The organism is uncultured Roseobacter sp., from assembly GCF_947501835.1.
In the GTDB taxonomy this organism is placed as follows: domain Bacteria; phylum Pseudomonadota; class Alphaproteobacteria; order Rhodobacterales; family Rhodobacteraceae; genus Roseobacter.
The window spans coordinates 1-12,286 of the sequence record NZ_CANMXR010000033.1; the positions used below are offsets into that span (position 1 = coordinate 1).

General features: G+C 56.6%; 14 protein-coding genes. 7 read left to right on the forward strand and 7 right to left on the reverse strand.

Annotated features, from left to right (window positions below; genetic code table 11):
* Window positions 1–271 precede the first annotated feature (271 nt).
* From Q1A20_RS25435 to Q1A20_RS25455, 5 genes are read left to right on the forward strand one after another with little or no spacing between them, the layout of a single operon-like run.
* Window positions 272–1,333, forward strand: coding sequence for an AraC family transcriptional regulator (locus Q1A20_RS25435; RefSeq protein ID WP_299919516.1), 1,062 nt, complete (start codon window positions 272–274; stop codon window positions 1,331–1,333).
* Between the two features lie 29 nt (window positions 1,334–1,362).
* The gene (locus Q1A20_RS25440; protein ID WP_299919519.1) at window positions 1,363–2,517 is read left to right on the forward strand and encodes an efflux RND transporter periplasmic adaptor subunit; all 1,155 of its coding nucleotides are present in this window, start codon (window positions 1,363–1,365) and stop codon (window positions 2,515–2,517) included.
* A complete protein-coding gene (locus tag Q1A20_RS25445; RefSeq protein WP_299919520.1) occupies window positions 2,514–3,224 on the forward strand; it encodes an ABC transporter ATP-binding protein in 711 nt (236 codons plus the stop codon). Before Q1A20_RS25440 ends, Q1A20_RS25445 begins: the two co-directional genes overlap by 4 nt.
* Window positions 3,221–4,363, forward strand: coding sequence for an FtsX-like permease family protein (locus tag Q1A20_RS25450; protein ID WP_299919521.1), 1,143 nt, complete (start codon window positions 3,221–3,223; stop codon window positions 4,361–4,363). The genes Q1A20_RS25445 and Q1A20_RS25450 overlap by 4 nt, the downstream gene beginning before the upstream one ends.
* A gap of 35 nt (window positions 4,364–4,398) precedes the next feature.
* Window positions 4,399–5,571: an ABC transporter permease gene (locus Q1A20_RS25455; RefSeq protein ID WP_367180975.1), complete on the forward strand. Its 1,173-nt coding sequence runs from the start codon at window positions 4,399–4,401 to the stop codon at window positions 5,569–5,571.
* Window positions 5,572–6,039: 468 nt separating this feature from the next.
* On the opposite strand, the gene Q1A20_RS25460 is transcribed toward Q1A20_RS25455, so the two are convergent.
* Entirely contained in the window at window positions 6,040–6,642 is a 603-nt protein-coding gene (locus tag Q1A20_RS25460) for a TetR/AcrR family transcriptional regulator (protein ID WP_299919524.1), read from the reverse strand.
* Window positions 6,643–6,664: 22 nt separating this feature from the next.
* Here Q1A20_RS25460 and Q1A20_RS25465 point away from each other — a divergent pair, with 22 nt between their 5' ends.
* On the forward strand, window positions 6,665–7,135 hold the full coding sequence (locus tag Q1A20_RS25465; protein WP_299919526.1) for an ester cyclase: 471 nt from the start codon (window positions 6,665–6,667) through the stop codon (window positions 7,133–7,135).
* 256 nt (window positions 7,136–7,391) lie between these two features.
* Here the strand turns inward: Q1A20_RS25465 and Q1A20_RS25470 are convergent, their stop codons facing one another.
* The 6 genes from Q1A20_RS25470 to Q1A20_RS25495 form a co-directional block, all read right to left on the reverse strand.
* The gene (locus tag Q1A20_RS25470; RefSeq protein WP_299919528.1) at window positions 7,392–7,865 is read right to left on the reverse strand and encodes a GNAT family N-acetyltransferase; all 474 of its coding nucleotides are present in this window, start codon (window positions 7,863–7,865) and stop codon (window positions 7,392–7,394) included.
* Between the two features lie 75 nt (window positions 7,866–7,940).
* Entirely contained in the window at window positions 7,941–8,312 is a 372-nt protein-coding gene (locus tag Q1A20_RS25475; protein ID WP_299919530.1) for a VOC family protein, read from the reverse strand.
* Window positions 8,313–8,350: 38 nt separating this feature from the next.
* Entirely contained in the window at window positions 8,351–9,037 is a 687-nt protein-coding gene (locus tag Q1A20_RS25480; protein ID WP_299919532.1) for a methyltransferase domain-containing protein, read from the reverse strand.
* A gap of 27 nt (window positions 9,038–9,064) precedes the next feature.
* Complete coding sequence (locus Q1A20_RS25485; protein WP_299919533.1) at window positions 9,065–9,484, reverse strand: DUF6326 family protein; 420 nt, start codon at window positions 9,482–9,484, stop codon at window positions 9,065–9,067.
* Window positions 9,485–9,546: 62 nt separating this feature from the next.
* Entirely contained in the window at window positions 9,547–10,203 is a 657-nt protein-coding gene (locus tag Q1A20_RS25490) for a DUF2306 domain-containing protein (protein WP_299919535.1), read from the reverse strand.
* Window positions 10,204–10,237: 34 nt separating this feature from the next.
* The gene (locus Q1A20_RS25495; RefSeq protein ID WP_299919536.1) at window positions 10,238–10,858 is read right to left on the reverse strand and encodes a class I SAM-dependent methyltransferase; all 621 of its coding nucleotides are present in this window, start codon (window positions 10,856–10,858) and stop codon (window positions 10,238–10,240) included.
* Window positions 10,859–11,047: 189 nt separating this feature from the next.
* Between Q1A20_RS25495 and Q1A20_RS25500 the strand changes: the two genes are divergently transcribed.
* Window positions 11,048–11,962, forward strand: coding sequence for a LysR family transcriptional regulator (locus tag Q1A20_RS25500; protein WP_299919538.1), 915 nt, complete (start codon window positions 11,048–11,050; stop codon window positions 11,960–11,962).
* Window positions 11,963–12,286 lie beyond the last annotated feature (324 nt).

Sequence of the window (12,286 nt, forward strand, 5' to 3'; positions counted from 1 at the left end):
GTTCACAGATATCCTGTGATCCTATCGGGAGCTCGACCTCAGTTCAGGGTCAGCCCAATTACGCATGCTATGGGCCGTCAACGGTAGACAAAAGCTGCAAACAAGGGACGCATCTATGCTCTAGTAAAAAATCCGCTTATCTGCAACTCCTTAGCAGGAGAAAACAAACACCGACCCAGAAACCTCTTGTTCAACTCTAGACCATCAACTCTAGCTGTTCCATCTTCCGTGGCGATACCTGTTCTCATGCCTGCTGAGTTGCCACCGCACTATGATCTTTGTACCGCTGCCTTTCGTTGTAACGCTGTTGTTGGGACTGCTTTTTACAAGTGTAGCCTGGCGAGATGGTGAACGCCCCAATAACCTCGCATTTTTGCTTTTGATTGCATGTGCGGCGCTTCAGTCCCTGCTGATCGGGTTGCGTTTTGGATATGGGATCGAGTGGGTCCGGTTTCTTTCACCGCCGCTTGCAAGCGTGATGGCACCTTTGGTGTATTTCGGATCATTGCGATTGGTCGGCTCGCGCCAGGTGGCTAAGCTCTATTCAATTGCGCCGCATGGTCTTCCGCTAGTCATGATCTTGTTGTCGATGTCGTTCTTGCCCGCTGCGCTGGATGTGATCATTGTCGCAACGTTTCTTGTCTACGCGGTCCTGGTCCTGTTCTTACTGCGATCAGGTGCTGATGCGCTCAGAGCAACGGCATTGGACTCCGTGGGTCCAGTTCATCGTTCTTTGGTTTTTGCGGCGCTTGTATTGATCTTCTCAGCACTGGTTGACACGTTGATCGCAATTGACGTTGCCACCACGGACGCGCGTCATCTGCCTCAGCTCGTGTCCATCGGCAATGTCGCAATCTTGCTCTTTCTATCTTTGGCAGCCGCAGTTGCGAGCCGCGGTCGGGCGGCCGGAGAAGATGAGAGAGCAGGCCCAATGACCACGATGCCCTCCGACTCAGGTGCCGCAGAAAATCCTGTGATCATGGCAAAAGTAGAGAGGTTGATGAAAGATACACAGATTTATCGGGATGCGGATCTTAACCTCGCACGGCTGGCGCGCAGGGCAGTCATACCATCCAGACAAATTTCTGGGGCGATCAACCAGACCACGGGAAAAAATGTCTCGCAATATGTCAATGATTTCCGAATTGGCGAGGCTTGCGAGCAGTTGCAAAACAGCAGGCGCTCGGTCACCGAAATCATGTTTGACGTTGGTTTCGAGACGAAATCCAACTTCAACCGAGAGTTTCGACGTGTCACAGGAATGACGCCGCTGGAATGGCGCAAAGCCAAGAGATCAAGGCCAGATCGGCATCCTGACAAGGACTACAACTGACTAAATCGCGATTTCGCATGTCCTAAATCGTGTTCAAGGTCGCGGTTTGTCGGTTTGTAACTGATCTTGGTGACATGAAAATAGTCACCGATCATAACAGTAAAATGGCCGAGACGCTGAGAGAGCTTTCAGCATACCCGGCACCCACACAAGCGGCTTCAGGCGTGCTGCCGCGGTCTAGCTGGGCATTGCTGGCGGCACTGATGTCTGCGCTGTTGCTGGCGGCTGGTACAAGCTTTGTCCTTCGATCAGAAAACTTGCCAAGCGATGTTGCGCCCTCCAACACGGCGTCCGTCGGCGCGTCATCACATGCAAGCCAACAGAATTCCGGTCCGGAACCGTCCGCTTCTACAATAGTACCTATTGTTCGGGAAATCACCGGATCAGGCTATGTCATCGCACCGGATAGGGCCGTTGTGTACGCGGAACAGGGAGGGCTAATCTCCAATGTTCTCGTCGCGCCCGGAGATAGTGTCACCGTCGGCCAACCCCTCGTGTTGATCCGTGACCCGGATGTCGTTTTTGCGCTCGAAACCGCAAAGCTCGCACTGGACGCGGCGTGGCTTTCACTCTCTGCCGCGCGCATTTCGGAGGCGCAGGCCAACGCGACGCTGCAAAGGCGGGCCGAACTAAGCCAAAGGGGTGCCATCGCCAGCAGTCAGTTGGAAGATGCGCAGACCGCCGCGCGCATTGCCGCCAATAGTGTCGAACATGCCAAGTCCAAGTTAGCAACGGCTGATCTTGCTGTCCGAATTGCAGAAAATCAAGTCGCCGATCTGACTGTGCGTGCGCCGATCTCCGGCACGGTGACGCAACTTTCTGCTCATGTTGGCGATGCTGTACTCGACCGGCTTGATGCGATCCATGACGGAAGCGGTCTGATGACAATCGCCGATCTGGATCAGTTAGTGATTGATGCCGATGTAACTGAAAAAGCAATCAATTTGTTGAGCCATGATGTTTTCGGAGAGGCGGTTCTGGACGCCTTTCCCAATCATCCCTTTGCCTTCGCGCTTCAACGCGTCGCGCCAGAAGTGAATGCAACAAAGGGAACGGTCGCACTGCGCCTTAAACCTATCGATCCGCCCCCAGGATTGCGGCCAGGCATGGCCGCAAGCGTCAGGATCGATCTTCCTCCATCACCTTTGCACGTCAAAGCACAATCGGGAGCTAACCCTCAATGACGATTTCCGAAACCGAAACTCCTTTCATTGCCTTAAGCGGTGTCAGCAAGTCCTACCAAACCGGCGCCACAAGCGTACCCATTTTCGACAATCTCGATCTTTCCATTCAAAAGGGTGAATTTGTCGCTGTGATGGGGCCATCCGGATCCGGAAAATCCACTCTTCTCAATCTGCTGGCCGGACTCGATGGGCCAGACTCCGGCGACATTAGGATCGCCGACCAGAGGTTGGACCATATGGGTGAGGCCGCCCGGTCCGCATGGCGCGCACATCATCTTGGGATTGTATTCCAGTTCTATAACTTGCTGCCGATGTTGACCGCAGAGGAAAACATAGAACTTCCCCTGCTGCTGAAACCGATCCCGGCGCCAGTCCGGCGTGAGCGGGTTGCAAAAATCCTCGACCTAGTTGGTCTCGGCGGGCGTGGTCGGCAAAACCCGGCACGAATGTCCGGTGGGCAGCAGCAGCGCGTCGGCATTGCCCGCGCGATTGTGTCTGATCCTGCGTTGCTACTGTGTGATGAGCCGACCGGCGACCTCGACCGCAAATCCGCCGATGAGGTTCTGACTATGCTGGGGTATCTGAACCGTGAGCTTGGCAAGACCATTGTCATGGTAACCCATGATCCAGAAGCCGCCGAGGCGGCTGGCCGGACTCTGCATCTCGATAAGGGCGTCTTTGTCGAACGTTTGCGGGTGATGGCATGACGTTTCTGAGCCTGACCCGCAAAAGCACGATGCGCAAACCGTTTCGTTTCGTTCTGCTGATTGTGTCTGTCGTCGTAGCCTTCTTCATCTATGGGCTGACAGCCAGTTTCATCGCCGGGTCACAGGGTACCGCCGCGGCGAGTGACGATTTGCTCGGGGTCATGAATGCGGCCGGTCGCAGCCAGCCTTTGCCAATGGCCTATCTTTCGCGCATTGCAGCGCTGCCAGGTGTGGCCGAGGTTAGTCCGATCACTCGCCTGCGTGGCAGCGTCGGTGATGCGCGCAACGTCGTAGCGGTGAGCGCCGGAGAACCCGACAAGCTGCTGGCTGTCAGCGGGGCAGATCTTGGGCTGACCCCGTCCATGATAGAAGCTCTCGGTTCTGGGCGAGACAAAGTTCTTGTGGGGCGTGCCCTTGCCGAGGCGCAGGGGTGGACAATCGGTGATCGACTGACAGTCTCGGCGTTTCGTACCAAAAGAAGCGATGGAAGTCGGGATTGGACGTTCGAGATCGCCGAAATCTTTGACGGCAAAAGTGCCAGCACTGACACCTATTTCATTCTTGCCCAATACCGCTATATCAACGAAGGCCGCGCACGGGGCAAAGATACCGTTTCCACCTTTGCGCTGCGTCCGGAGCCGGGTGTCGCGCCGCAGCAACTGGCACCGAGCATTGACGCGCTTTTCACCAATTCAGCAGCCCCCACGCGTACCCTGTCGGAGAAGCAGTTTCTCAGCGCTTTTCTGAGCCAATATGCCGACGTCAAACACGTTGTCACGTTGGTCGTTGGCGTGTCTTTCGTTACCCTATTGATGATCGTTATCAACACGATGGTCTTCGCCTTGCGCGAGCGGCGTTTCGAAATCGGCGTGCTGAGAACACTGGGATTTTCGCGTTCATGCATCCTGCTGATGGTTCTGTTCGAGGCTCTTTTTATCTTTATGCTGGGCGGGGTTATCGGCATCGGTCTTGCAAAACTGGCAAGCCTCGCCCTGCCACCCGCTCTGGGGTTGGTTTTCGATAAGAGCGTTATGCTGCGCGCAATTGGGTTGGTTTTCCTACTCGGCCTGACCGCAGGGGCGCTTCCTGCGCTGTCTGCAATGCGGACACCGATCCTATCAGCACTCAGAACGAGGTAACCGAGATGCCTTCAACCATTCGCCAAATCGTCGCTATGAGCCGTGTCACCCTGCGCAGTCTCCCACGCAGGCTGGCCATTTCCCTGTCCATGGTCGGGTCGATCATGCTGGTTGTTTGTGTCCTGAGCGGATTTCTCGCAATGGCACGCGGCTTTGAGATCACGCTGCAAAGTGCGGGATCGCCTGATGTCGCGGTCATCCTTGGTGGTGGCACGCGCCAGGAAGGCAACTCTGAAGTCCCGTTGGATGTTGTCCGGTCCCTTCTGGCGATGCGCAACGATATTGGCGTCGTGCGGGACAATCGGGATGTGCCAATCCTGTCGCGCGAACTTGTGGTTCCTGTCGAGTTTCGCAGCCACGCTGACGATTTGGGGGAAACTCTGGCTCTGCGGGGTATGGATGACACGGGTCCCAGTATTCGCACTGGGGTGACCTTGATGTCCGGCCGCGCAATGCTGCCTGGTACGCGTGAGATCGTGGTGGGTAAACAACTTGCTGACCGATATCCCGGCTTGGACATTGGCGATCAGGTTCGGCTCGGTCCGGTCGATTGGACAATTGTCGGTCATTTTGCAAGCTTCGGCAGCGCGCTGGAATCAGAGATTTGGGGCGATATCGAAGCCGTCGCGGCCGTGTTCAATCGTGTAGGCGAGGTGCAAAGCCTGCGCTTGAGGTTGAACGAAACCGATACAGTCGACCGGCTCAAAAGGGCTGCATCCGAATTTGCCGGGGCTCAACTTTTAGTACTGACCGAATTTCAGCTCTACGCCGGCCAATCTGCTGGGACGTCGCAGCTGATCAGATATTTCGGGTGGCCGATCGCTATTTTGATGGCCATCGGTGCAATCGCAGGAGCGCTGAATACAATGATGAGTTCCGTTTCTGACCGAACCGTCGAGATCGCCACAGTCCGTGCACTTGGGTTTAGCCGACTGTCCGCATGCATGACGACATGGTTGGAGGCCTTATCGCTTTCCGTACTCGGGGTTGGCCTGGGCCTCACCGTTTCATGGTTGGTGATGAATGACTGGCAGACAAGCACAATAGGCGCAAACGGTGCAGAACTAGCCTTCCAGCTGGCGGTCAGTACAGACGTAATGGTAAGCGCCGCGCTGGTTGGCCTTGCAATTGGAGCCATTGGCGGCGCATTACCCGCGATCGTCGCGGCGCGGTTACCAGTTACTGATGCATTGAGACGGCGCGGGTAGCGACTTTGGTCGATTACGCGATCAAAACAAAACTCACCGCTCTGCGCCTGTGAAACAGTTACGTGTCAGTGAACTGGCACGCTCCTGTTGCCCCAGACCATCCACAATCCAATCAGGGAGCGGCGTATTTGTCACGTACGAAGTCGAGCAGGCGCCGCGAACGGCAGCAATACGGGCTGCTAGTGCAGCATCGCGACCATGTGTCGGGTGACCGCTTAGGGCCGTCTATGATGGTAGGGCAGATCATAATCGCTTTTGTGCTGCGCTGTCTCTTCGGTCAGTATTGAGCCCACATCTCCCAAGTTTCTGCAGGGCGGTGAATGACGGCTTCGCTGTTTTAAACCACTCCCACCGATCTGTGTTTCGCACCCCGCTCAACATGTGTTTGTGGTTATTCACGAAGAGCGACGGCTGAAAGACTTGGAAGCAAGAGAGCTGTTTCGGCTGGTTCTCACATCAGCCTGCGTTTTATACTGACAGCATCATGCGATGCAGCTGATCCATATCTGCGATCCGCTGTTCGGTCGTGGTTGGCGCGATGCCTGTGTAGAGGCCGAGCCACGCAACATAGGCGACCCGCGATCGTGCATCAGCGTCGCTCTTTTGCGTTCCTGCCTTGCGCGAGAGCTCAGCCATATAGGCGATGCGCGTCTCGTCCACACCACGAACAATCTCGCGCGCATCTGCATCCCCGACCGCCCACTCGCGCACGCTCATTTCAAGACGACCATCTTCGGATGCGCAAGTTCGTAGAAGACGTCGCAAGCGGTCTGAAGCCGTTCCGCCACCTTGTTCGTTCTCCTCGATCACACGGTCCGTTTCCCTTGCGACCCAACGATCGAGAAGCGCATGCAGAAGGGCGGCCCGGTTCTTGAAGTGCCAGTAGAAGCTACCGCGTGTAATCCCGAGCCGTTTGGCGAGTGGATCGACCCGTACGGCCGAAACGCCGCCTTTTTCAAACATCTCATAAGCAGCGCTGACCCAAGCATTTGGATCAAGATGAGATGGATCGGACGTTACCATACAATATGTATTGACAATTGGCATGCGGTCGTCAAGAACGTCCTCCATACATACTGTATGGAAGAGTACTATGAACACTGACGCACCATTTGAAGCCGCGCCATTCCGCACGCCGAGGGAGGAGGCCAACGTTGCAACCGTCCAGAAAATGTTCGGTGAAGGTTGGGGAGCAAACGTCGGTTGGGAAAACTTATGGCGCGCGAACGTCGCACTGAACGTCCGAACCTTCTTTCATTCTTATCCACCAATAGAAGGGCTGGATGCTGCAATCGAGTTCAATGCCGAGCTGTTCGCAGGTTTCCCGAGACTTCAGATGACCGTCAAGAAAACGATTGCCGAGGAGGACACGGTAATTGTGCGCGGTCGCCTGACAGGCTCGCAGGATGGCCCTTTTCTCGGCGCTCCGGCGTCAGGAGCCGTCGTCGACGTGCCAGACGTTACGTTGTTCCGCCTTGAAGACGGCAAGATAGTAGAGAGCCGCTATTTCACCGACCTGTTAGCCGTGATGACGGCCATTGGAGCGGTTGAAAACAAGAATTAGCCGCCGGATTGTCACTGAAGATGGAACGGTTCCCAAAATGTCGCTGAAGGGAGCGGACCTTCGCGCGAAGTACAGCTAAAGTCTGCTAACGTTCCGCGTTCTGTGAGTTCGATCAAGCTCACACTTCGCTTCTGCAGCGAATGGCAGGAAAGCGGGCGCGACCGCAGCATTCGAAATTGAGATTCAACTTCCGATCTGGGCCGCGAGGTACGACATGTTCTGAAGCAGGCGATGTGCCAGAAATCGGACGATGCTGTCATTCTGTTGCAAGTTGAAATTTGAGGAAGGTCGCCCCGTCATAGTCGACTTTGCCAATCTGCCACGCACCAAGTCTGTCGAGCGCCCGCAGGTGCGTGCGAGATGGTGGCAAAAGGAATGTCACATACGGGATGCGTTCATCGGAATTCGCAAAATCGATCGCCTCTCGCGAGATGCGTGGCCCGAGGCCAGACGTGTGGGGCCGCAAGACAAGTCCGAAATCCCACTCGGCTCCTTCTCTTTGAAATCCACCCCAGCCGACATATCGGTCATCGGACAAAAATGCCCAATGTCCAAGTCCGTCACGGCGCCAACATTCTTCCTTTTTGGCGACAAACCGCGCCACTGTCTCGGCATTCCAAGTAAATTTCAGAAACGGCATATGCTCGACCAAACGAGGGTCGGACATGTGCGCCAAGATTTCTGCTGGGTCGATTTCCGACAATCGGACAAATTTTATTTTAGATCTCATTGCGGCGTCTTTCGATGTGCTCGTCGCTCATTGTCCGCTGAACGCGATATTTCAACAGCCGACTCTTGCCTACTGTCACGCTGGGACATACGCATTCAGCTTGTTGCCATCCAAATCCCGGAAATACCCTCCGTAGAAACCGTGATCTCCGCGTGGGCCGCAGGGTCCCTCATCTGTTCCGCCAAGTTCGAGGCACTTGGCGTGAAGCATATCGACGACTTCTCTGTTGGTCATTTTCAAAGCGACCATCACCCCGTTTCCAACGTTTGCCGGTTCTCCATTGAATGGACGAGCAAGGCATAACGCAGGTTCGGTCCGCGAGTGCCCCCATGCGGCCATATCGGCGTGTTTCCAAAGGCGGTTTGCGCCCACGCTCGAAAACAAGACGTCGTAGAATTTCAACGCGACCTCGAAGTTGTTAGTTCCAAGGGTAACATATCCGATCATGCTTGCTCTCCGTGATTCTGTGGGCGCCACTTTCAACACTACGCTCGGCTACCAAGACGCTGGGTTGCTGAGCCAGACCGCCTTGCAAGTAAGGTCGAGGCCGGACCGTGGCTCGGAATTGCCCGCACTTCGAAGTTTTCGAAACGCTCGATTGCCTGCATCAATCGGGAGCGGGACATAAACCGGCCTGTCCCACGAAACAAAAGCGCCTGGCGCATTAGGCTGTCGGCAAGGCCACGGGCAGGCTCATCCGCGCAAAACGCGAGACAAAGCGCGCCGCCGGCTCGAACAACCCTGCAAAGCTCTGTCAAAGCCAGATGGGGATCGGGGACGGTTTCCAAAACCCAAGCACAGGCCACAAGATCGAAGGTGCCATCCTCAAACGGCAAGGACTCCAACCGTCCTTGTATCTTTGGCACAGGAATGTCGGCGCAGCGCGCAAGCATGGCCGCGGACGGGTCGAGAAGGGTCATCAAATTCGGGGACATACCCTCGGCAATCAATGCACGTGCCAGATTGCCGGTGCCGCAGCCAGCATCCAAAAACTTCGAATTCGGCGTCGCGAGTGCACGCACCAGGCCTTCCAGGGCGGCCTGCGCCTCACCGCCTGCATGACGCAGCCAGCGATGATGAAGTTTGTCATAGCGAGGTGCAAGTTTGTCATAAAGATCAACCGCATCGCTTATAGGCGTTTCTGCCAACATCTCTTTGGTCCTATTACTCATTCATAGTGTCCGCGGTGCGCACTTTTTTTACAAAGAACTTGCGTCGGATTGCGGCGCGGTGTGTTCGTGCTCGGGCCACATCCATGCGGTCCAGAGAATTACCATTAGAGCCACGATCTCGATGACGAGGTGAAAGGTGTCATCTATGTCGGTGGGGGGCGAGGAAAGGAGCGTAGCCGTCGTGACGATCGCCGCAAGGAAAGTGAAAGGGCGACCGATCCTGCGGGTTAGCAGGAGCGAGCAGAGCACCATCGCAATCGGGATCTGGATGAGGAAACCGCCCAGAAGCATCAGCCCTTCGGTGATCTCGATGCCGTTGTAATGGCCTGTCAGCAGTATCTCGATATGGGACGCGAGGACAAACTGGTGGATGTCGCGAAAGATGATGTTGAGCAGTATGAACAGCCACAGGGCCGACAGAAGAACATGGGGATCGAGCCGTCTCATTTCGGTGCCTTCTTTCTGTGTTTCAGGAGTTTGCTGGTATCAGGCCGGGAGCACGGTCGGGTTCAGATCACGGCGCCGGATGTGCGCGGCGCAAAGGCGCGGCGGACTAGGCGTTCCGCAATCGCAAGGTTGATGGCCCACGCCCCAACCATCAGAAGGTCTCGTGAAAATCCCTGCAGTTCGGTGTCAAAGAGGGTCATTGCGACCAGAAAGAGCGCGGTCTGCGTTGAGGCTCCTTGGCCGATGGCGTAGGCGCGCAGCATCGCGGCGCGGTGCGCGGCGACTTTTCGCGACCGGATCGCGACGACGGCCCATGCGATGAGAGCGACCATCGAGAGGCTAAGTGTAACCCTTGCCATGTAAAGCAGTGGTCCCTGCAGGGCGTCGGGAAATGCATAGGCCACGGTCATCCAGAGCCCGGTGAGGGCGCTGACGCATCCCGCTGCCGTCACGATCCGCCCGAGGGTCCGGTGCAGGGCGGGACGGTAGCGCCTCAGGCTCGGCAGGAACTGCACAGCCCCCACGAGGCAGAAAATTGAACTGCCAAGGATATGCAATGTGATCGGGAGGGGATCGATCACCGCACGCGGGTTCGGCAGGATGATCGCCGGAGCGCCGAGAAGTTCCGGAAGCCGGACCAGTCCGACGATTGCCGGAATGAAAGAGTAGAGGAACACGAGGGCAAGGAACGCCCATTCGCGACGGCTGATAAAGTGCATGCTTCGGTCTTTCAGTATAAGGTGTTGGTCTTCCTCAGGCGGGCTTGCGGGCGACGATGAAAGGGCTCAGTCGGTTCTTTCCGAAGTACCGCGTCTGCTCGATTTCGAACCCGGCCCGGATCAGGTGCCGGGTCAATTCAGCGCGACTCAAGATGATCACATTGGGCGCGATCCGCACGGCCATGAGCACGCGAACCATGGCTCGCATCCAGCGTGACGCATCCTTCAGGCAAACCGTCTTGGATATGAAGAGACCGCCGGGTTTCATCTGGCGGAACACCGCATCCATTACGGTAGGTATGTCACCGACCAGATGAAGCAGGCTGAACGCGCAAATGACCTCGAACGGTTGGCCAGGAGTGTGTTGCGACGCCTCCGCCTGAATAAATTCTGGTGTTCCCGCGGCATCTCCGCCTGATCGTGACCGGGCGATCCGGATCATCTCGGCAGAGAAGTCGGTTGCGGTCACATGAGCGACGACAGGCGCGATCTTACTCGCCGTTCCGCCTGTCCCGCAGCCGATTTCAAGAACGCGATCAGTCGGTCGAAGAAGCGCCATCACGCACCTTAGCTTTTCTTCGTAGGCAGTGACATCGGCGATGGGCTTTTTGGCGTACTTGGACGCATGCCGGTCCCAGAAGGCTTGGGCAGTCATGTCGGTTTCCTTTGCGTGTTGCACTTCAGGTTTGAAGCAGCGCGCAGGCGCCAGTCGTAAGAAACTGCGGAATGCATTGTGTCGCTTTTGATTGCCGAAACCGGGCCGATTTCGTTTCGCAGCTGGTATCGTCCATGCGCTCATGAAAGGTCGATTGCTTAAATTCGTCCACCTGCTATACACTCATGAATGAACTGGCAGGCTGTCTCCTTCGATTGGAACCAGGTGCGCGCCTTCCTCGCGACAGCGGAGGAAGGCTCGTTCAGCGGCGCGGCGCGCGTGCTAAAGACAACGCAGCCGACGATAGGACGGCAGATCGGTGCGTTGGAGGAGGCACTTGGCGTCACGTTGGTAGAACGCAGCGTCCGTGGTCTCACCTTGACGGAAGCGGGGCGCGACCTGATTGATCACATGCGCACGATGGGCGAGGCTGCGACTCTCATCTCGATGGTGGCCGACGGGAAATCTCAGGATGTCACCGGCGAGGTCACGGTCACGGGAACGGACCTCTTGTCAGCAGCGATCCTGCCGGGCGTGCTCAAGCCGTTGCGACAGATGGCGCCAGGCATCTGCGTCCGCATTCTTGCGTCGAGCGAGATGCAGAATTTGACGCAGCGCGAGGCGGACATCGCGATACGCCACGTCCGCCCGGATCAGCCTGACCTGATCGCACGGCACTTGGGCGACTTTCGCGCCACTCTCTATGCCGCGACCGACTATCTCGATCGTGCGGGCCGCCCGCATACACCGCGCGATGTGGCCGCTCTCGATTTCGTCGGCAACGCCGACCCCGAGCGGCTTATGGCCCCACTGCACAACATGGGCGTGCCCGTTCGCGCAGAGAGCTTCGTGATGTCGAGCGAGAGCGGTGTCGTCGCATGGGAATTGGTGAAAGCGGGCTATGGCGTCTCGATGCAGCCCGAAATGTTGGGCGAGGCTGAACCTAGCATAGAGAAGGTCTTGCCGGATTTCCCTTCGCTTGAGTTTCCAATCTGGCTGGTCACCCATCGGGAGTTACAGACCAGCCGCCGTATCCGGATCGTATTCGACCTGCTGGCCCGGGGTCTGTCAGACGTTGCGAAGCGCCGAAGTGGTGGCGATTGACAGGTGTAAATGCGCCGAACCCGGAGCAAGTGAGGTCGCTTGGCAGTAGTTTAGGCTACGCTTGCAAGAGTTCGTTTTGTCCGATGAGTACGTTAATGTTGGAAATGCTGCGCAATCGATCAACGTCCGCTTCGGGGAAGCTGCAATGCGGCAACGTATCTCGCGATGAACGGCTGGTTAGTGCCGTCCTGGCGGATAGGGCAGGTCATGCACTCCGACATGCTGCGCTGCCTCCGAGGTCCGCTCCGAGCCTATTTTGTTGAAGAAGTCTTGTTGCTTTGAAGCAAGTCCTTTGATTCACTCGCTATTGTAGATTGGGGGAGG